Raw genomic sequence first — 19,534 nt, forward strand, 5'->3', positions numbered from 1 at the left:
CGGACACTTCCTCCCATGACGACTGCTCCCGCCAGTTCACCCCCCGAGATCGCGCCCGAGTACGGCGACCGGGTCATCGCCGTGGAGACGGCGGGCTCGGAACCCATTCCGGAGGCCGAACGGCACGGCACGCCGCTCCAGTTGCTCTGGACGTGGGCCTCGCCGAACGTCGAGTTCGCCACCGCCTACATCGGTGTCATCTCCGTCCTGTTCTTCGGCCTCGACTTCTGGCAGGCCGCCGCCGCGATCCTGCTCGGCACGGCCGTCGGCGCGATCACGCAGGGCGTACTGTCCCTGGACGGCCCCCGGTTCGGGGTGCCGCAGATGGTCCTGGGCCGCCTGTCCTTCGGCTACAAGGGCAACGGCATACCGTCGGGCGTCAACGCCCTTGTCGCGGGCGTGGGTTGGTTCGCGGTCAACAGCGTGAGCGCGGCCTTCGCCCTCAACACCCTCACGGATCTGCGGCCGTTGCCGTCGCTGCTGCTCGTGGTGGTGGCCGAGATCGCGATCGGCTTCCTCGGCCACAACTTCGTGCACGCCTTCGAGAAGTACGCGTTCCCGGCGCTGGCGGTGGTGTTCCTGCTGGCCGGCGTGTGGACGTTCAAGGCGGCGGACCTGGGCGGCGGCGGCCACGGGGGCGGCATCGGCGGCTTCCTGCTGGCGTTCAGCTCGGCGTGGGGCTACGCGGCGGGCTGGAACCCGTACGCAAGCGACTACTCCCGCTACCTGCCGCGCGGCGCGAGCAGGCTGCGGACGGTGCTGTACCCGGCGGTGGGTCTGTTCGTCTCGGTCGCCGTGGTGGCACTGATCGGGGCGGCCTCGGCAACGATCGTGGCCCCGGCGGACGCGTCGCCGACCGCCGCCTTCACCGGCCATCTTCCCACCTGGCTGGCCGACTTGACGCTGCTGGCCATCATGCTGGGCGGCATCTCCGCCAACGCGCTGAACGTGTACTCGTCGGCGATCTCGTTCGCGTCGCTCGGCCTGAGGCTGCCGCCGTGGCTGAGCCGCAGCGCGCTGGTCGTGGTCTCCGGCGTCGTCGGCACGGCCGCCGCCTGGGCCTCGCTGGACGACGCGGGCTCGGCGTACGAGGCGTTCCTGCTGGTCATCGCGTACTGGGTGGGCCCATGGCTCGGCGTGGTCCTGATCGACCTGTGGCTGCGCACACGGTCCGCGTCCGCGGCGGCGGAGGACGAGGCGGCCCACGTCGCGCTGACCAACCGCAGGTTCACCAACTGGCCTGGCCTGACGGCCCTGTTGGTCGGGGTGGCGGTCTCCGTGCCCCTCTTCTCCAACCAGGAGAAGTACGTGGGCTGGGTCCCGTCCAACTGGCCCTCGTTCGGCGACATCACGTGCCTGGTCGGCTTCGCCGTGAGCGCGCTGGTGTACGTGGGGCTGCGGAAGGTGGCGGCGGGGCGGGGCTGAACGGGGCGCCTCAGGCGCCGCGGACGACACCACCGAGGAAGCGGTCCCAGGCGGCACGCCCGATCAACAGGGCGGGCCCGTCCTGGGACTTGCTGTCACGCACGGGGACGACGGCCGGGGTGAATGCGGGGGCCACTTCTACGCAGTTGCCTGCGTTGTCGCCGCTGTAGCTGCTCTTGATCCAAGTCGCCGCGTCGAGCTCGAAGTTGACCATGCTGCTCGTACTCCTCCATGACTTGGCGGATCCAGTCGACCGACTCGGTGACTGACCTGGCGTCAGCTCTGAGCACATCATAGATTCGGCTGTAGCGCGCATAGCCGATGGGATCGTCGGCCAGATAGCCGCGGTCAATGGATTCCGAATACACCCAGCGCTGCCCGTCCGGCAGCTCGATCAGCGACATGGCCGTGTTGAAACGGACCACTCTGGGGTCGTGTGCAGGAGTCACATGCAGCAGGATGTTCGGCTGAGCGGCGGCAGACAGTAGTCGTTGGCACTGGTCCCGCATGACGGCCGGGCTGCCTACCGTGCGCTTCAGGCACCCCTCTTCCATGACAACCACGTAGAGGGCGCGCCCCTCGGCATGGAAGCCGAGCTGACGACTCAGGCGGGCATTCACTCTCTCTTCGAGCAGGGCCCCGCTCGCCTTCTGCGCCAAGAGGGCCCGCGCGTAGTCCACCGTCTGAAGCAGGCCAGGCACCAACTGAACCTCGAACTCACGCAGTGACACTGCTACCGCATCCATCTCGGCTCGCCTGCGGAACCAGTCCGGGTGCTCCACCTGGGGGTACCAGTCGATGCGCACCCACAGCCGCATCAACACCCCTCCCGTGCCCAACAGTTCGTCGCACTTCTTCGCGAACGTCTCCTGCGGGACGCGTGCCCCCGACTCGACGTGGGCCACCAACGAGCGGTCGCACGGGATCTGGCGCGCCAGCGCCTCCTGCGTCAGGAACGCCGCCTCACGGAAGTGCCGCAGCACCTCCCCGAACAGTGCCGCCGTGGTGGCGCCCTCTCCCTCGTCCGCCCTGCGTCGGGTCATGTCCGCCGCCCCCTCCGTGACAAGTCCCCAATGACACGCGTCGCGCGTTGCTACCGACCGTTCCCACAGGCAACGCTGGGTACACCCAGAGTCACCATTCACGCACGGAGTGAACATGTCCGATCAGGCGAAGCAGGCGGAGTGGCAACCGGGTGCCGTCGTTTACGACACCCGCGCTCACAGGGTCGGCGAGTACCGCGACCGCACCGGCCCGTACGCGATGCTGCGCCCGCTGGGCGGCGGGCGGGAGTGGGAGGCGGACCCGGCGCTGATCCGGGAGGCGACGCAGGAGGAGCGCCTCGCGGCACGGCTGCGTGCGGCCAACGACCGTTCGGGGTGGCCCCGTTGAGCCCGCGGCCCGTGCCGGGGTGCGCGGACTGCGCGGCTCTCGCTCAACGTCGCGAGGACGCCCGCGCCCGGGGCGACCGCAGCGCGGAGACCGACGCGGACGTCCTGCTGCGACGCCATCCGCACCAGGTGCCGGGGCCGCCGGCGCCCCGGACGCGGCGCGTGTTCCGGTACGTGCCGTACGCGATCGTCCAGGACCCGTGCGCGGAACCGGAGTACGAGGCGGTGTGCGTGTCCGGCGACGAGGCGGACTGCGGGGCGGCGTCGGGGGCGCGGCACGACCCGGCGGAGGTCGAGGAATGGCAGCGGCTGCACACCCAGGAGACCCGGCACACGCGCTACCGCAGGACCTTCGCGGACTACGCGGTACTGGAGAGGCAGACCTGAACCTGCCTCGTTAAAAGGTGAGTTGAGTGCTCGCGGGGCATACGAACCGCCATGACCACCGACGCGACGACGGCGAGCGCCCTGTTTCTCGCGGGCGACGGGCCGGACGGCCCTTCGTGGAGTCCCTACGCGGCGATCGGCGGCTTCGTCGTCCTCGGGATCATCGTCGCGATCCTCTACGGCAGGCGGAACAGACATCGGCCAAGTCCACGCGAGGGTCGCACACAGGTCGCTGGGTGGTCGCGGCGAGAGCGACTCTCGGCCTGTGCGGGCTCGCCAACCTGGTCCAGGCCGTGTGGCACCGGGGCTCGGCCGCGTGGGACGTCACGCGCATCGTGGTCTCCACCCTGTTCCTCGTCGCGTTGTTCAGCCTGCTCGTCAGGTTTTTCGCGGAGCGACGACGGCTGCGGCACGGGGACGCCGACTGAGCGGCCGCAGGCAACTGCCCTGCCAGCAAAGTCCGTTGGCCGGGACCGACCGCTTGGGAGATCGCGCCCCGGGTAGCCGGAAGGCTCCGCGCACCGTGCGCGAGGGGAGGGGGATATTTGTGATCGCGAGGTTCTCCGACACACTGGCCCGGCACTTCTGGCTCCAGATGGCCCTGTCGTGGCTGCTGACCACGGCCCTGTTGCTGCTCATCTACCCGGGGCGTTCGCTGCCGGGCGTGCTGGCGCGGGTCGTCGCCACGTCCGTGGGCGGCATCGTGATCGTTCTGCGGCAACGCTCCCGCGAGAAGCGGGCGGCCAACAGCTCGACGGACGGCCTCGTCGCCCTGAACAAGCAGCTGCGCGAGGGCGAGCTGCCCGCCGAACCCGAACGCCGTGAGGCCATGCGGGAGTTGGTGGATCTGCGACTGCGCCGGTCACGGCACCGCTGGTGGGCCGTGGCGTTCCTCTTCCTTCTCTTCGCCGGCATCACGGCCCTCACCGCCACGACGGGCGGACTCCGGCAGACGATCGGGTTCGCGGCGGTCACGGTGGTCTTCGTGGGCTGGCTGATCATCGGCGGCAACCTCTGGCAGCGCCGGTTGCACCACATGCGCGACCTGCTCGACGGGGCCGCGGAGTCCGGCGGACCGGCGGTGCGGCCCCTGACGACCCCGGGATCGTCCGACCGTCGCGAGTGACCCCGCGGCGGTCGTGCCCGGACTCCGTGTCCTGCGCCGGCCGGACCGGCACGGCGCAGGACACGGCACCGTTGCGGGGCTACTTGACGTCGACGTAGTCGCCGGCGGCCGATATCGCGGGAGTGGTGGTCGTCCCGACGAAGGAGTAGCGCCAGTAGCCGTCGGCAGCCGCCTTGTAGGTCGTCTTCAGGTTGCCGTGGCTGTCGGACGTGACGGTCTTGAGGGTCGTGTAGGTGGTGGAGCCCTTCTTGCGGAACTGCAGGCGCACCTTCTGACCGGTGTAGCCGGCGTACTTGTGGGTCTCCCAGTTCGCGCGGGTGAGGGACCCGGTGGCGGTGAGCGTCTTGCCCTTCTTGACGGGCTCGGGCGCGGCGTTGGTGGTGAGCCTCGACAGGCGCTGCACCACCGGAGAGTGGAACCCGGTCTTCTCGGCGACGGCGATCTTGCTGACGTCCTTCGGGTCGGCGGGGTTCTGGCCGTTGTAGTTCACGGCCCAGGCCACCGAGTGCCAACTGCCGCCCGCGTCCGCGTTGTCGAGGTCGTACGTGGGGTAGATGTCGACGCTTCCCTTGCACGTCTCCGTCGTGATGACCTCCTCGTACGAGGAGTAGGAGGACGTCACGCTGCACGACGCCGTGGTGTCGTCGTACAGGTCGGCCGTCGGGGACGTGGCCGACCCCCTGTACAGGTCCAGGCCGACGTAGAAGTCGTCGTCGGAGAGCCCGTTCACGTTGGTCGCCGTGAGCGTGAAGCTGTAGGGCACGTGCACGATGGCGGTCGTGCCCACGGAAACGGCGGCCTTGCTGCTGTCGACCTTCACGTTCGAGAAGGTCACCGCCAGCGCGGACGGCTCCGCGGAGGCCGCGGACGCGGCGAAGGCGGACATCCCCGCCGACGACGCGGCGGGAGCGGCGAGCTGCCAGGGACGCGCGGCGCCGGCCGAGTCGGCCGCCTGGGCGGCAGGCACGACGGCGCCGGTCAGTGCGAAGGCGCCGCAGGCGACGGCGACGGCCGCGGGAACGCGAATACGCATGCTTTCTCCGAGGGAGACGCGCCGGGACGGCTGACGGTACGAGCCGACCCGGCGGACAAGTTGGGAAGCCCGGCCGGGGCCGGGCTGTGACACGCACCCTCAGACGTGTCGCCCCGGGGAATGGTTGTACCGACGGGATGCGCCGTTCCTCGCGGACGGGACCCGGCCACCGGAGCGCTCTCGCACGAGGAGGCCCGCCAGGCGGGCACGCCCGTGAGCTGCCCGTATGCGGGACGGGCAGGAACACCGCCGGTCGACGCGCGCACAGGTCGAGGCCCGCGCGGCGTCCCAGCTCCGCGCGGGCCTCAACTCCCCTACCGGGGGCGGTGGATCAACAATTCAGCCAGGACGAGGAGCGCGCCCAGGCGTTGAGGTAGCGCCACGTCTGCGGCCCGACCCGGCCGTCGACCTGGATGCCGGCGCAGCTCTGGAAGCGGCGCACCGCCTGGTACGTCTGCGTGCCGAAGTAGCCGTCCACGACGACCCGGGTGTGGCGCATCGACCAGTTCAGCTCGCACTGCACCTGCTTGGTCGCGGTCCGGTAGGTGTGCGGCGAGTAGGTCGTGAGCGGTTCGTACGGTGTGTAGGCGCAGCGGCCCGGGATGACGGCGGCCTGCGCGGGCGCGGCCACCGTGCCCGCGACGCCGAGGCCGAGCAGTACGGCCAGTACGAGCGGCACGGCCCGCAGTCGCGCCCTGACTCCGGTAGCGGATTGAACGGACATGGTCTTTCCCCCTGTCGTGCGCCGCGCGGTCGAGCGCGGCCCTCAACAGCCTGCCCGGCGCCACGGGAGCGGCGTCAGGGCGCGGGAAGCACGGGGAGGGCGTGGACGGTACGGGGAGGGCGGGCGGCCCGCGCGGTGTCCGCCGGACGTGTGTAGCCTCTCGGCAAACCGTGATCGACTTCGCGGTGCGACCAAGGGGCGGGAAGATGGGAAGCAGGGTCCGGAGAGGGCGAAGAACCGTGTGGGCGGCGGGAGTTGGAGCGGCCGGCCTGGTGCTGGTGACGGCGACGGGCGCCCACGCCGAGGGAGTGGGCGACATCCGTGTGGTGTCGACGGTGGTCAACGGCGGCGACAACGTCCACATCGGGACCACGAAGGTCGTGACCTTCCCGATCGCCGTCACCGTCCGGGACAACTCCGGGGTGAAGGGGCTCAGCCACATCGGCACCTACAGCTGGGCCAACGGCTGGGGCTTCATCGACTGGACGCGGACGTCGTGCGTGAAGAAGTCGTCCACCACGTCCGTGTGCACGGCGACGATGACCGTGGACCCGGCGTGGATCGGCGGCTTCTCCGACGGGGACGAGAACAAGGACGCCGGGGTCTGGGCGGTCGACGCCAACGTCCGGGCCAACGACGGCAATTACTGGATCTACGACAACATCGCCCAGTACAAGGTCAAGCGGGCCTCGCGGCTGACCACGAACGCGGCGCCCGAGCCGGTCGCCAAGGGCAAGACCCTCACGGTCACCGGCAAGCTGTCCCGGGCGAACTGGGAGGACCTGAAGTACCACGGCTTCGCCGGGCAGACGGTCAAGCTCCAGTACCGCAAGGCGGGTGCCGCGCACTACGCCACCGTGAAGACGGTGAGGACGAACAGCACCGGCGGCCTCAGCACCAAGGTGACCGCCACGTCGTCCGGCAGCTGGCGCTACTACTTCCCGGGCACCACGACCACCGCCCGGATCGTGTCGACCGGGGACGCGGTCGTCCTCAAGTAGAGGAGTCCGGCCGACAGTTCACGCGAAGGGGGTTTGTGCCCGCCCGGGAAGGACGGGCACAAACCCCCTTCGGCACGTCCGTCCGCGGGCCCGCCGCAGGCGTCAGCGCAGGCGCGACGACGACAGGATCGACAGCAGGTGGGCCGGGACCATCAGCCAGGTGATCGCGGCCAGGGCGATCAGGACCCAGCGGGTGACGTCGACGCCGCCCACGAAGACGTCCGCGATCGCGGCCGCCAGCAGGACCAGGGACGCCTCGATGCCGTTCGTCACGCGGTGGATCTTGAACGCGGCGGCCAGGCGCCGGACGTTCGCGACGCCCGCGGAGCGCGGACGCGTCGCCTCGTCGTCGGCGACCGTGAGGCCGCGGCGGGCGCGGGCCACGTCGACGAGGTCGGTGGACGCCTTGAGGAGGACGACGCCGAGCGCGGTGACGATGCCGAGCGAGAGCCAGCCGCCCACGCCGTTCTGGGCGGCCCGGAAGCCGATGCCGATCATCAGCGCCGCGTCCGCGAGGTACGCGCCCAGGCGGTCGACGTAGATGCCGGCCGCGCTGTTCTGGCCCTTCCAGCGGGCGACCTCGCCGTCGACGCAGTCGAAGAGGAGGAAGAGCTGCATGAGGACGACCGCGAGGACCGCGCCCGCCAGACCCGGGATCAGCAGGGCCGCGCCGGAGGCGATGCCGCAGACCACCATGGTCCAGGTGAGCTGGTCCGGGGTGACCGGCGTGCGCACCAGGTGGCGGGTCGTACGCAGGGAGACGCGGCGCATGTAGATGCGGCCCGCCCAGTGCTCGCCGTTGCGGCTCGCCAGCTTCGCCTGCGGCTGGCACACCTCCCGCAGCTCCTCCAGTACCGGTGCGGCAACCATGACCGTTCCTCCCACCCAGGGGCTCCCGGGCTTCGACCTACAGGGGCCCAACTGCCGCCGACGCGGCGATGATCGGCCCAGGTTACAGAGGTGTTCGACCGCCGTTCACATCAGGGACGCGCAGCCCTTCCCGCCGGGGGCTCAGGCAGCCGACCGCAGGCCGCCCGCCGCCGCCGGGCCGTTGCCGCGCACCACCCGCTGCGCGCAGGCCGCGGCGAGCAGTTCACCGAGCAGGTCGGGGTCGTCGATCTCCAGGCCGAGCAGCGACTCGATGCGTTCCAGCCGCTGGTAGAGCGACTGCCGGCCGATGTGCAGCAGGGCGGCGGTGCGGGTCGGGGAGCAGCCGTGGCGCAGGTGGACCTCCAGGGTGCGTACGAGGTCGCTGGGGTGCGCGGCCTCCCAGTCCAGGAGCGGGCCGAGGGTGTGCTGCACGAGCCGGGCCAGGCGTTCGCGGTTGGCGTCGACGCCGCCCCGGGTCAGTTCCCGTTCGAGGGCGAGGGCGCGCGAGGACGTCACCAACGGGCCCTCGTGCACCGAGGGTTCGGCCGCCGGGACGGTCAGCGCCAGCTCCAGGGTGGTGCGCGCGGCGCGCAGCGTGTCGCTCCAGCGCAGCCAGCCGCTGCCCGCCGGGACGACGTGCCCGACGGCGACGGTGGTACCGGGCTCGGCCGCCGCGCGGAACGCGTCCTGCACCGCGCGCACCGGGTCGCGCGGAGTTCCCGTCCGGGCGGACGCGGGGCCCGGCAGCGCGAGCAGGGCGAGCAGGTCGCCGGGGAACGCGGCGCGCAGCACCCCCGAGCCGCCGAGCAGCCGTGCCGCCCGGTCGACCGTCCCGGTGTCCCGCGTGCCGTGCGCGGAGACGCCGACGAGGCGGGCGCCGGGGGCGGGGTGGAAACCGGCGAGGGCGGCCCGCGCCTCCACCTCGGGCTGGTTGAGGGCCTGCCGGTCGGCGAGGTCGGCGAGCAGGGCGGCGGCGTGGTCGTGGTCCCGGTCGCCCCAGGGCCGTACGGCACCGCGCCCGGAGAGCCCGCGGGCGACAATCGCGCGGTTCGCGGCCTCGGTGATGCGCACGAAGGGGACGACCCGGTGCAGGGCGACCAGCGGCAGGTCCAGGCGCCGGGCCTCGTCGGCCACCTCCGGCGGCAGGCTGGGCAGTGCGCGGCCCACCTCGACCGCGAGTCCGGCCGCGCCCCGGGCGGCGAGTTCGCGCACGTACCGGCGCCGGGTGGCGTCGTCGGTGTCGGACAGGCCGAAGCCGTTGGTGAGCAGGAGTTCGCCGCCGTCGAGGAAGTTGGCGCCCTCGTAGACCTCGCTGGAGTGCACCCAGCGGACCGGGCGGTCCAAGGCGCCGTGTCCGGCGAGGAGTTCGGGTTCGGCCGCGCGGACGGGGTCCAGGGCCAGGACCTCGCGGAGGGTGAGAGCGGGCACGGGGCCTCCTGGTCACTGACGCCGGCACCGGCGTGGGCGGGGGCACGGGCGCGGACAGTTCGTCCTGCGGCGGGCTGCCCGGAGAGTACTTTCCGCACGTTGCCCTCGTGTTTCGGCCACAGCAGAGTGAGGGCGAGGAGAGTGAGGACATGGATCAGGGACCTTCGCAAGCACTGTCGCCCGCACGGGCACGTACGTGGCTCGCCACCGCCGTCGAGGAGGCCCGCGCCGGGCTCGCCGAGGGCGGCATCCCCATCGGGGCCGCCCTCTACGGCGCCGACGGCACCCTGCTCGGGCGCGGCCACAACCGGCGCGTCCAGGACGGCGACCCCTCCGTGCACGCGGAGACGGACGCCTTCCGGCGGGCGGGCCGGCAGCGCTCGTACCGGGGCACGACGATGGTGACGACGCTGTCGCCGTGCTGGTACTGCTCCGGTCTGGTGCGGCAGTTCGGCATCTCGCGGGTGGTGGTCGGCGAGGCCGCCACCTTCCACGGCGGCCACGACTGGCTGGCGGAGCACGGCGTGGAGATCGTGCTGCTCGACGACGCCGAATGCACCGCCCTGATGCGTGACTTCATCGCCCGGAACCCCGCCCTGTGGAACGAGGACATCGGTGAATGACACCCACGCCCCCAACAACTCCGCGGCGGCGGCCACTTCGGCCGCCCCGCGCGTCCCCACCGTCGATCTGCGGCCCTGGGTCTCCGGGGACGCGGCGGCCCGCGCGGAGATCGCCCGCACCGTCGACGAGGCGCTGAAGACCGCCGGGTTCCTGCTGGTGACCGGCCACGGAGTCGACCCCGGCCTGCGCGTCCGCGTGCGGGAGGCGGCCCGTACGTTCTTCGCCCTGCCGCCCGCCGTGAAGGCGCGCTACTCGGCGAAGGTCGGCGGACGCGGCTGGCTCGGCCCCGGCGCCGAGGCCAACGGCTACTCCGAGGGCACCGAGACCCCGCCCGACCTCAAGGAGTCGCTGACCTTCGCGACGGACGAGCCGTTCGACGACCCCGAGGTCAACGCCGAGTGGTACGCGCCCAACGTGTTCCCGGGCGAGGTGCCCGAACTGCGCGCGCTGTGCGAGGAGTACCTGGCGCGGATGGGCGAACTGGAGAAGCACCTGCTGGAGTTGCTCGGCGAGGCGCTGGGCCTCGAACCCGACTTCTTCAGCCGCCACATGGACCACCCCACGTACGGCTTCAACATCAACTGGTACCCGGGCACCGAGGTGACCGGCGCGCCGCGGCCCGGCCAGTTCCGCATCGGCCCGCACACCGACTTCGGCACGGTGACGATCCTGGACCGGCAGGCCGGCAAGGGCGGCCTCCAGGTCTTCACCGACGAGGGCGGCTGGGAGGACGCGCCCTTCGACCCCGAGGCGTTCACCATCAACATCGGTGACCTGATGGCCCGTTGGACGGGCGACCGCTGGCGCTCGGGCCGGCACCGCGTCCTGCCGCCGCCCGCGGACGAGCCCGCGGAGGAACTGATGTCGCTGGTCTACTTCGGCGAGTGCACCCCCGGCACCCCGGTCGAGTCGGTGCCCGCGCCGGTGGGCCGGGTGACGTACGAGACGGTGGACTCGCACGTGTACCTGCGGGAGAAACTGGACTCGATCACCGTCGGCTGACCACGCCCGGCCCCCGGAGTGCCCCACGGCACTCCGGTTCCGGTCGGCACTCCGTTTCCCGTCGGCCGCACCGGCGGTCGGGTCCGGTCCCCGGCCGCCCGGCACCGGTCGGCGGCCGGTCGACAACCGTCTCGCTTCGTAACCCAACGGACACCCTGCGCTCTGGTCCGAATCAATCCCCCCTTCCTACACTGGTGTTGATACACATCGTCAGCAGCACGACGGGATCGGACCGCTCGGGGGGATGCGGTGCACGCAGGGCTGCACGGGCGGGGTGCGCTGTTCGACACCGGGCCGCCCGGTCTCGTACCGAGGCTGGTCGGGCTGCGCCCGCACCAGATGCGCGCCACACCGCTCGAACACGCGGGCACGCCACCGTTGCTGGTGCTGGCCGGGGGCCACGGGCTCGGCAAGACCGCGGTGCTCGAAGAGCTGTGGCACGCGTACCAGGAGGACACCCGCAAGGGCGAGGCCCTCGGCCACACGCCGCTCGCGCTGGTCGACTGCGCGGACCCCCGGTTCGCCGAACCGCCGGGCGGGCAGGGCGCCGAGTCGTGGTCGCCCCTGTGGCAGGCGCTGCTGGTCGTCGCGGAGCAGCTCACGCACCCGGTGAAGGCGGCGGGCCGGGTCGCGTTCCCGCGGCTCATGTCGGGCCTGGTCGCGGTCATCGCGGGCGACTGGCGGCACGCGGACTCGGCGCGCATCAGGCGCGAGCTGGAACGCATCCTGCTGCTCAACGAGGGCAACGCCCGGCTCACCCACTTCGCGAGCCGCTGGGCGGGCAAGGTGGCCGCCAAGGTGGTCGCCGCCGCCAGCAACCAGGACCCGTTCGTGGCCGCCGCCATCGAGGCCACCCTGGAGTCCCTCACCGAGGGGTTCGTGCGCAGGCGGCAGCTCAAGGAGTCGACCTGGTACCGGAGTTACCCCAACGCGGGCGGCAACGCGAAACGCGGACTGATCCTGCTGTCCGCGCACTTCCGGGCCGGGGGCACCTCCCGCGAGCACGCCGAGCGCTACCTCGTGCGGGCCCTGCTCGCCGACCTCGCCGACGCCTACGCGGGCCGCATGTCCCACCTGACCCGTCTGGGCCGGCCACTCGTCCTGCTCGACAACGCGGGCGCCGGACCGGGCCCCGGCCTGCTCGACGCCGTGCTGCGCGACCGCGCCGAGGGGATGGCCGACCAGGTCGTGTTCGTCGCCGCCGTGCGCGGCACCGGCCGCCCACCGCTGCGCAACGCGGTGCGGCGCACGCTGCCCGACGTCGCCCGGCGCACCGCGTGGGAGCCCGGCACCTCCCCGTCGTCGCGCGCGCTGGTGGTGACGCTGACCCCGCTGTCCGCCGACGACACCCTGCACATCGTCGGTGCCGTCTGCGAGGGCGCCGAGGTGCCGCCCCGGCTGCCGCACGCCGTGCACCGGCTGACCGGCGGCAACCCGCTCGGCATCGACCTGCTCGCCCGCACCGCCCGCCAGCACCCGGGCCGGGCCGGGTCCCTGGCCTCGCTGCTCACCGCGCGCGTCGTCCTCACCGAGGACCAGCCCGACGACGGCCGCCCCGCCCACCTCGAACTCCTCGACCGCCTCGTGCCGGCCGACCACCTCGACGAACTGACCGTGCTGGCCGCGGCCCACGACCACGACTCCGCGTGCGCGCTCGCCGCCGCCCTCCTCCCGGACGACGTCGGCCCCTCCCGCGTCCGCGCCCTCGAAGCGCTGCTCGCCGACGAGGGACTGCCCGCCGCCCCCGGGCACTTCGTGGGCGACCCGTTCGTCCGCGCGCTGCTCCTGCTGCGGCTGCACCACCGGCCCGCCGACCACGGCAAGTGGCGCGAGACCCACGAGACCCTGATCCGGCACTACACGCCCGAGGACACCGGCGACGGCACACCACCGCCGACGACGGCCGACACCCGGCACCGGCTCTACCACGAACTCGCCCTGGGCGACACGGAGTCGGCGGTGGCGCACCTGCGCGACACGTTCACCGTGCTCGACCCGCGCGACTGGCTCGACACCCTCTGCTTCCTCACCTCGGCGCCCTACTTCCACGCGCACGACGCGACGGGACAGGACTTCGCCGGGCACGACGACCGGCGGGCCGCCGTCGCCCTGGGCCGCGCCGACAGCGCGGTCCGGCCGCCGCCGGGCGCGGACCCCGCCCTGCACCTGCGCGTACGGCGGCTGCTGCACGCCGCCTGGCAGGCCGCCGACCCGCTCGTGCTGCCCGACCCGGACGTCTGCGACCGGCTGCGGTTCGAACTGGAGCGGCTCTCCGACCTGCGGCCCGCCGGCAACGAACTCCTGTGGCGGGCCTCGCGGGACTGGCCCGCCAACGCGCTGGCCGGCCGCCCGCTGTGCACACCGCGCGCCGGTGCCGGTCCCGGTGACGCCGACACACCCGAGGGGGACGCGTGAGGAGAGGGTTCCAGCGAGCCGGGGGGTGGCTGCGCGGAACGGTGTGGGAGATCCCCCTCTACCGCTACCTCGCCCTGGCGACCGTCCTCGTCCTGGTGGCCGGCGTGGTCGTCGGCGTCCGCGCGCTCACCCGCGACGACCCGTCGTGCGCGGCCGGTGTCGAGCGCGTCGACGACGGCGACGAGTGCGTGGGCGTCGCCACCGGCCCGTACGCCTACGGGCAGCCGGGCCTCGCCGACGTCGTCGACCGCATCCGCGCCGAGAACGCCGGGGCGATGTCCGGGAAGTCCGGCACGTACGTGACGGTCGCCGTGCTGGAGCCGTTCACCACGACCGACAGCGGCCTGGCCTCGGACGTGCGGCACGAACTCCAGGGCGCCTACCTCGCGCAGTACCACGCCAACCACGACTCCAACGGCGAGACGCCGCCGATCCGCCTGGTGCTCGCCAACCCCGGGGCGGACGGCACGTACTGGCGGCACACCGTGGACGAACTGGAACGGATGGCGAAGGGCCCCGACCGGCTGCGCGCGGTCACCGGGGTCGGCCAGAGCACCGAGAACAACAAGCTCGCGGTCCGCGAACTCACCCGGCTCGGCATCCCCGTGGTCGGCTCGTCCATCACCGCCGACGATCTCGCCAACGGGCAGGACGGCAAGGACCCCTTCCCCGGTCTGGCCCGGGTCTCCCCCACCAACACCGACGAGGCCGACGCCCTCGCGTCCTTCGCCAAGGTGACCGCGGGGCGCGCGCTGCTCGTGTACGACAAGCCGGGCGACCCGTACACGCGCACGCTCCAGGCCTCGTTCGCCGCGTTGATAAAGGGATCGCCCTACGGGGCACAGCCGTTCACCCCGCCCGCCGACCGGGGCGAGGAGGGCACCACCGCGAACACGTTCCGGCAGATCGCCTACCTGGTCTGCGACACGAAACGCACCACGGACACCCTGCTGTTCGCCGGACGGCACGTGCAGTTGCGGCAGTTCGTGAACGCGCTCGGCCAACGCGGCTGCCAGGACCGCAGGTTCACCGTCCTCACGGGCGACGAGGGCTCGTACCTCTCCGGCGACAAGAAGCTGGACGGCGACGCCCTCACCCACGGCGTCTCCGTGCGCTACACGGCACTTGCCCACCCCGACGCCTGGACGGCGCGCACCGGGAAGACGCCCGCGACCGGCGGTTCGGCGGCCGACGCGGGCGTCCTGGACGATCTGGTGACCGCCGCCGCGGCCAAGCCCGTCGGCCCGATCGGCCCGGCCCCGCTCGACGACGGCCAGCTGATCATCGGCTACGACGCGGTCCAGCTCGCGGTCCACGCCGTCCGCCAGGCCACCCCCTCGGGCCGCTCCTACCCGGCGCTCACGGACGTCGGCCTCCAGTGGCCGCAGGTCAAGGGCTCGCTGCGGGTGGCCGGAGCGAGCGGCTGGATCTGCCTGGACGCCCACGGCAACCCGTACGACAAGGCCGTCCCGATCGTCGAACTCACCGCGCGGGGCACGCCCCGCTTCGTCCAGATCGCCTGGCCGAAGGGCCGTCCCCCGTCGAAGGAGTGCCTCCCGCCGCAGTGAACACGGCGGTGTCCGCGCGGGGTTGGGCGGGGGCACGCCGAAGGGCCGGTGGCCGCAGTCCCAACGGGACTGCGGCCACCGGCCCTTCGGCGTGTGCGGCGCGGGTCAGACTCCGGCGTACGAGTGCTTGCCCGAGACGAAGATGTTGACGCCGTAGTAGTTGAACAGCCAGCAGCCGAAGGCGATCATCGCCAGGTAGGCGGCCTTGCGGCCCTTCCAGCCGGCCGTGGCGCGGGCGTGCAGGTAGCACGCGTACGCGACCCACGTGATGAAGGACCAGGTCTCCTTGGGGTCCCAGCCCCAGTACCGGCCCCACGCCTTGCCCGCCCAGATCGAGCCCGCGATGATCGTGAACGTCCACAGCGGGAAGACCGCAGCGTTGATCCGGTAGGCGAACTTGTCGAGCGACGCCGACGAGGGAAGGCGTTCGAGCACCGAGGTCGCGAAGCGGCCGGGCGTGCCGCCGGACTCCAGCTTGTTCTCGTAGGAGTCCTTGAAGAGGTACATGATCGTCGCGACCGCGCCCACGTAGAACACCGCGCCGCAGAAGATCGCCGTGGAGACGTGGATGTACAGCCAGTACGAGTGCAGCGCCGGGACGAGCTGGTCGCTCGCCGTGTAGAGCACGGTGACCGCGAGGCCGAGGTCCAGCAGGACCGTCGTGACCAGCGGCAGGCCCAGCCAGCGGATGTTCTTCTTCAGCAGCAGGAACACCAGGTACACGGCGACGGCGACCGTCGAGAACGTGATGTTGAACTCGTACATGTTGCCCCACGGCGCCCGCTGCACCGACAGGGCGCGGGCGAGCACGCCGGCGAACTCGACGAGGAAGGCGAGGACGGTCAGCGAGACCGCGATCCGCCCGAACAGGTCGCCCTGCTCGTCGTCGCCGTGGGCGCCGGGACCGTCCGGCACGTCACGCGAGCCGGAGGCGGAGCGCACGACCACCTTCGGCCGCTCCAGGACGGTCGTGGAACCGCCCTGCTGCACGGTCACGGCCGGGGCCGCCGCCTTCGCGGCGGCCTTGGCCCCCGCGGCGCCCTTGGCGGTGGAGCCGGTGAGCGCGTTGGCGGTGCGCGCCACCTTGCTGCGGCTGCCGAAGATCCATTCGAGGATGTAGGCGAAGAAGGCCAGCGTGTAGACGGCCATCGCGGAGTAGATCAGCGTGTTGCTGAGGTTGGCCAGATGTTCGTTGGTCGTGGCGGCGAGAATCATGCCGTCTCAGCCCCTTCGGCAGGTACGGGGGTGTCGGCGCCCGGCTCCGGGGAGGGGTCGGCGTCGTCCGGATCTGGGGTGGGATCGTCGTTCTTCGTGGGCGCCTCGTCGTGCACGCGCCCGGCCAGTTCGCCGAGTTCCTCGGGCAGCCGCGCGGACTCGCTGCGCCCGAGACCGGCCATCTCGACGACGGTCACGCCGTCGTCGCCGGTGACGGCGCGCACCCAGACACGGCGGCGCTGGATGAACAGGGAGGCCGCGAGGCCGAGGATCGCGGTGAGGGCGCCGGCCAGCGCCCATTCGCCGCCGGGCTGCTGGACGACCTGGAAGCCGGCCCACTCCTCGATGTTCTTGTCGAAGGTGATCGAGCCCTGGCCGTTCGGCAGCTTCATGGTCTGGCCGGGCTTGAGCCGGGCCTTGACCGCCGTGCCCTTGGCGTCCTTGTACTGCGTCAGGTGGGACGTGTCGAGCTGGTAGACGTTCTGCGGCAGACCCGAGTCGACGCCCAGGTCACCGTGGTAACCGGTGATCGCCAGCACGGGATTGTCGAGCGCCGGGAACTGGGAGAACATCGTGCCGCTGCCCGCTCCCGCGAACGTCGGCACGAAGAACGCGGCGAAGCCGAGCTGTTCGGCCTTGCCCTGCGCGTTCGTGTAGCCGTCCATGACCTTGATCGCGCCCTGCGACGTCTCGTTGGAGTCGATCGGGAGCAGCGCGACGGCCTGGTGGTAGACCACCTTGCCCTTCGCGTCGCGGACGGTGACCGTGGGGGCGTAGCCGTGGCTGACCAGGTAGACCTTCGCGCTGCCGATCTCCAGCGGCTCGTTCACCTTGACGGTGGTCTTCTTGGTCTTCCCCTCGGCGCCCACGCTGTACGTGATGTCCGCCTGGTACGTGCGCGGCGTGCCCTTCTCGGGGCCGTTGCGCTCGTAGGTACCGGTGAACTTCTTCAGGTTGAAGCTGAACGGCACGAGGTCGTCGTCGCTGAAGAGGTTGCCCGACTTGAAGTCGTCGTACTGGGTCAGCGTGTTGGAGAAGCCGTCGCCCTCGACGACCAGCTTGTCGCCCTCGGACTTGAACAACTGGCCCCAGCCGAACGCCACCAGCAGCACGATCAGCGCGATGTGGAAGAGCAGGTTGCCCGTCTCGCGCAGGTAGCCCTTCTCCGCGGCGACCGCGTCGCCCGAGACGTGCGCCCGGAACCGGCGCCGCTTCAGCTCCCGCATCGCGAGGTTCCGGACCTCGTCCGGGGAGGCCTCCGTGCGCCACGTCGTGTACGCGGGCAGCCGGTTCAGGCGCTTGGGGGCGCCCGGCGGACGGCTGCGCATCTGCCCGACGAACTGCCAGGTGCGCGGCACGATGCAGCCGATGAGCGAGATGAACAGCAGGATGTAGATCGCCGAGAACCACACCGAGCTGTAGACGTGGAACAGCCCGAGCTTCTCGTAGACCGGCGCCAGCGTCTTGTGGGCGTCCTCGAAGTCCTGGACCTTCGTCGCGTCGGTCCCGGTCTGCGGGATCAGCGAACCGGGGACCGCGCCCATCGACAGCAGGAACAGCAGCAGCAGCGCCACCCGCATCGACGTCAACTGCCGCCAGAACCAGCGGAACCAGCCCAGCGCCTCACGGCCGGTCCAGGCGGCCCAGCCCCAGACCCCCGGCGCGCGCATGCCGCCGAAGGAGCCCGGCACGGCCGTCGACTCGACCGGGGCGGTGGACAGTTGCGAGCCGGCCGCCCCGAGGTCGTTCTCGTCCGCGGGCGGGCCGTCGGCGGTCCCGGTCGTGGGCTTGCTGGCCGCGGTGTCGCCGGCCGTGGTCTTGCTCATCGATCAGATCCCCACAGAGAAACCGTTGGACCATGTCTGCATGGACTGCACCAGACTGTCCCAAGCACCTGTCAACAGGAGCACACCGGTCACGATCATCATCGTGCCGCCGACGCGCATCACCCACACGTAGTGGCGCTTGACCCAGCCGAAGGCGCCGAGCGCCTTGCGGAACGCGACCGCGGCGAGCACGAACGGCACGCCGAGGCCCAGGCAGTAGGCGACGGTCAGTATCGCGCCGCGGCCCGCGCCCGCCTGGGTCGTCGAGAGCGCGATGACGGAGGCGAGGGTCGGCCCGATGCACGGCGTCCAGCCGATCCCGAACAGCGCGCCCAGCAGCGGCGCCCCTATCAGGCCGGTGGCAGGGCGCCGGTGGAAGCGGTACTCGCGCTGGGTCAGCCAGGGCATCAACCCCATGAAGAAGATGCCCAGCGCGATCATCAGGACGCCGAGCACCTTGGTCAGAACGCCGTTGTACTCCTGCAACGTCTGCCCGAAGTAGCCGAACAGTGCCCCGCCGCTGACGAACACGGCGGTGAAGCCCAGCACGAACAGCGAGGCACCCGCCGCCATCCGCCCCCGGCGCGCCTCTTCGAGGTCCGCGCCGGTGACGCCGGTCACGTAGGACAGGTAGCCGGGGACCAGGGGCAGCACGCACGGCGAGAAGAACGAGACGAGCCCGCCGAGCACGGCGACGGGCAGCGCGAGCACCAGGGCCCCGTTGAGCACCGTCTGGTTGGGGTCGGCAAGCAGCACGTCAGGTCACTTCTCCTCGACGACCGGGTCGAGCATCTCGCGCAGTTTGCTCTCGCTGAGCGCCTGGAGCGTGCGGGCCGCGATCCTGCCGTCGCGGTCGATGATGATCGTGCTCGGGATCGCCTGCGGGTTGAGCGTGCCCTTCTTGAAGCGGAGGAGCAGCTTGCCCGTCGGGTCGTAGAGGCTCGGGTAGGTCACGCCGTACTTCTTCTCGAAGGCGACGGCCGGGGACGTGCTGGTGTCCCGCGTGTTTATGCCGACGAACTGGACGTCCTTGCCCGCCATGGACTTGGCGACCGCGACCATGTTGGGCGCCTCGGCCCGGCACGGCGAGCACCAGGAGCCCCAGACGTTCAGGACGACGACCTTGCCCTTGTAGTCGGCGGTGTCCAGCGACTTGCCGTCGATGGTCCTGCCGGACAGGTCGGGCGCGGACTCCCGGTCACTCTTCTTGACGGTCGAGATGCCGTCGGCGCCGGTGATGAAGTTGGTGTTGCCCGATCCCCCGGACGTCCCTCCGGAACCGCACGCGGAGAGCACGAGCGCCGCGACGGCGGTCACCGCCCCGAGCAGGACGGCTCGGCTGCGGACACGGGACGTGCGGTACGTGCGGTTCGAGCGCGCGGGGGCGCTGCTGGCGGCACTCATGTGAAAAGTTTCGCATGCCCGTTCTGGGGATCTTGCCCACCCCCCTCCCGGGCGGAGAGCCGGGCGGAGCGCCGCATTTCAGGCGGTCCGCCCGG

Annotated in this window: 20 protein-coding genes; 10 read left to right on the forward strand and 10 right to left on the reverse strand. The window is 71.7% G+C overall.

Annotated elements, in window-relative coordinates; genetic code table 11:
• Positions 1 to 15: 15 nt before the first annotated feature.
• Positions 16 to 1,425, forward strand: coding sequence for a cytosine permease (locus ACFZA0_RS34170; RefSeq protein WP_391024233.1), 1,410 nt, complete (start codon positions 16 to 18; stop codon positions 1,423 to 1,425).
• 10 nt (positions 1,426 to 1,435) lie between these two features.
• On the opposite strand, the gene ACFZA0_RS34175 is transcribed toward ACFZA0_RS34170, so the two are convergent.
• Positions 1,436 to 1,561: a DUF397 domain-containing protein gene (locus ACFZA0_RS34175; RefSeq protein ID WP_391024235.1), complete on the reverse strand. Its 126-nt coding sequence runs from the start codon at positions 1,559 to 1,561 to the stop codon at positions 1,436 to 1,438.
• Positions 1,521 to 2,468 (reverse strand): Scr1 family TA system antitoxin-like transcriptional regulator, encoded by a 948-nt coding sequence (locus ACFZA0_RS34180; protein WP_391024236.1) that lies wholly within the window; start codon positions 2,466 to 2,468, stop codon positions 1,521 to 1,523. Before ACFZA0_RS34180 ends, ACFZA0_RS34175 begins: the two co-directional genes overlap by 41 nt.
• A 115-nt stretch (positions 2,469 to 2,583) precedes the next feature.
• Between ACFZA0_RS34180 and ACFZA0_RS34185 the strand changes: the two genes are divergently transcribed.
• The 4 genes from ACFZA0_RS34185 (at position 2,584) to ACFZA0_RS34200 (ending at position 4,329) form a co-directional block, all read left to right on the forward strand.
• Positions 2,584 to 2,817, forward strand: a complete 234-nt coding sequence (locus ACFZA0_RS34185) for a hypothetical protein (protein ID WP_391024237.1) — start codon at positions 2,584 to 2,586, stop codon at positions 2,815 to 2,817.
• Positions 2,814 to 3,203, forward strand: coding sequence for a hypothetical protein (locus ACFZA0_RS34190; RefSeq protein WP_391024239.1), 390 nt, complete (start codon positions 2,814 to 2,816; stop codon positions 3,201 to 3,203). The genes ACFZA0_RS34185 and ACFZA0_RS34190 overlap by 4 nt, the downstream gene beginning before the upstream one ends.
• Positions 3,204 to 3,439: 236 nt before the next feature.
• The gene (locus tag ACFZA0_RS34195; protein ID WP_391024240.1) at positions 3,440 to 3,631 is read left to right on the forward strand and encodes a hypothetical protein; all 192 of its coding nucleotides are present in this window, start codon (positions 3,440 to 3,442) and stop codon (positions 3,629 to 3,631) included.
• 119 nt (positions 3,632 to 3,750) lie between these two features.
• Positions 3,751 to 4,329, forward strand: coding sequence for a hypothetical protein (locus ACFZA0_RS34200; protein ID WP_391024242.1), 579 nt, complete (start codon positions 3,751 to 3,753; stop codon positions 4,327 to 4,329).
• Between the two features lie 79 nt (positions 4,330 to 4,408).
• Here the strand turns inward: ACFZA0_RS34200 and ACFZA0_RS34205 are convergent, their stop codons facing one another.
• Positions 4,409 to 5,362, reverse strand: a complete 954-nt coding sequence (locus ACFZA0_RS34205; RefSeq protein WP_391024244.1) for a hypothetical protein — start codon at positions 5,360 to 5,362, stop codon at positions 4,409 to 4,411.
• Between the two features lie 331 nt (positions 5,363 to 5,693).
• On the reverse strand, positions 5,694 to 6,086 hold the full coding sequence (locus ACFZA0_RS34210) for a peptidoglycan-binding protein (RefSeq protein ID WP_391024245.1): 393 nt from the start codon (positions 6,084 to 6,086) through the stop codon (positions 5,694 to 5,696).
• Positions 6,087 to 6,292: 206 nt separating this feature from the next.
• On the opposite strand from ACFZA0_RS34210, the gene ACFZA0_RS34215 reads away from it, so the two are divergent.
• On the forward strand, positions 6,293 to 7,087 hold the full coding sequence (locus tag ACFZA0_RS34215) for a hypothetical protein (protein WP_391024246.1): 795 nt from the start codon (positions 6,293 to 6,295) through the stop codon (positions 7,085 to 7,087).
• Positions 7,088 to 7,189: 102 nt separating this feature from the next.
• Here ACFZA0_RS34215 and ACFZA0_RS34220 read toward each other — a convergent pair whose 3' ends face one another.
• Positions 7,190 to 7,957, reverse strand: coding sequence for a CDP-alcohol phosphatidyltransferase family protein (locus ACFZA0_RS34220; RefSeq protein ID WP_391024248.1), 768 nt, complete (start codon positions 7,955 to 7,957; stop codon positions 7,190 to 7,192).
• Positions 7,958 to 8,098: 141 nt separating this feature from the next.
• The gene (locus tag ACFZA0_RS34225) at positions 8,099 to 9,385 is read right to left on the reverse strand and encodes a PucR family transcriptional regulator ligand-binding domain-containing protein (RefSeq protein ID WP_391024249.1); all 1,287 of its coding nucleotides are present in this window, start codon (positions 9,383 to 9,385) and stop codon (positions 8,099 to 8,101) included.
• Between the two features lie 149 nt (positions 9,386 to 9,534).
• Here ACFZA0_RS34225 and ACFZA0_RS34230 point away from each other — a divergent pair, with 149 nt between their 5' ends.
• The 4 genes from ACFZA0_RS34230 to ACFZA0_RS34245 all read left to right on the forward strand — a co-directional run bounded on the left by ACFZA0_RS34230 (position 9,535) and on the right by ACFZA0_RS34245 (position 14,994).
• Positions 9,535 to 10,008 (forward strand): deaminase, encoded by a 474-nt coding sequence (locus tag ACFZA0_RS34230; protein WP_391024250.1) that lies wholly within the window; start codon positions 9,535 to 9,537, stop codon positions 10,006 to 10,008.
• Positions 10,001 to 11,011, forward strand: a complete 1,011-nt coding sequence (locus tag ACFZA0_RS34235; protein ID WP_391024252.1) for a 2-oxoglutarate and iron-dependent oxygenase domain-containing protein — start codon at positions 10,001 to 10,003, stop codon at positions 11,009 to 11,011. The genes ACFZA0_RS34230 and ACFZA0_RS34235 overlap by 8 nt, the downstream gene beginning before the upstream one ends.
• Before the next feature lie 249 nt (positions 11,012 to 11,260).
• Positions 11,261 to 13,426 carry a hypothetical protein gene (locus ACFZA0_RS34240; protein ID WP_391024254.1) on the forward strand — a complete coding sequence of 722 codons (2,166 nt, stop codon included), beginning with the start codon at positions 11,261 to 11,263 and terminating at the stop codon, positions 13,424 to 13,426.
• Positions 13,423 to 14,994 (forward strand): hypothetical protein, encoded by a 1,572-nt coding sequence (locus ACFZA0_RS34245; protein ID WP_391024256.1) that lies wholly within the window; start codon positions 13,423 to 13,425, stop codon positions 14,992 to 14,994. The genes ACFZA0_RS34240 and ACFZA0_RS34245 overlap by 4 nt, the downstream gene beginning before the upstream one ends.
• Before the next feature lie 105 nt (positions 14,995 to 15,099).
• On the opposite strand, the gene ccsB is transcribed toward ACFZA0_RS34245, so the two are convergent.
• The 4 genes from ccsB to ACFZA0_RS34265 are packed head-to-tail and all read right to left on the reverse strand — an operon-like array spanning position 15,100 to position 19,439.
• The gene (ccsB, locus tag ACFZA0_RS34250) at positions 15,100 to 16,209 is read right to left on the reverse strand and encodes a c-type cytochrome biogenesis protein CcsB (protein WP_391024258.1); all 1,110 of its coding nucleotides are present in this window, start codon (positions 16,207 to 16,209) and stop codon (positions 15,100 to 15,102) included.
• Complete coding sequence (locus ACFZA0_RS34255) at positions 16,206 to 18,035, reverse strand: cytochrome c biogenesis protein ResB (protein WP_391024260.1); 1,830 nt, start codon at positions 18,033 to 18,035, stop codon at positions 16,206 to 16,208. Before ACFZA0_RS34255 ends, ccsB begins: the two co-directional genes overlap by 4 nt.
• Positions 18,036 to 18,038: 3 nt before the next feature.
• On the reverse strand, positions 18,039 to 18,791 hold the full coding sequence (locus ACFZA0_RS34260; protein WP_391024262.1) for a cytochrome c biogenesis protein CcdA: 753 nt from the start codon (positions 18,789 to 18,791) through the stop codon (positions 18,039 to 18,041).
• Positions 18,792 to 18,797: 6 nt separating this feature from the next.
• A complete protein-coding gene (locus ACFZA0_RS34265; RefSeq protein WP_391024264.1) occupies positions 18,798 to 19,439 on the reverse strand; it encodes a redoxin family protein in 642 nt (213 codons plus the stop codon).
• Positions 19,440 to 19,534: the final 95 nt, after the last annotated feature.

It is taken from the genome of Streptomyces sp. NPDC008150 (assembly GCF_042956945.1).
Taxonomy (GTDB): Bacteria; Actinomycetota; Actinomycetes; order Streptomycetales; family Streptomycetaceae; genus Streptomyces.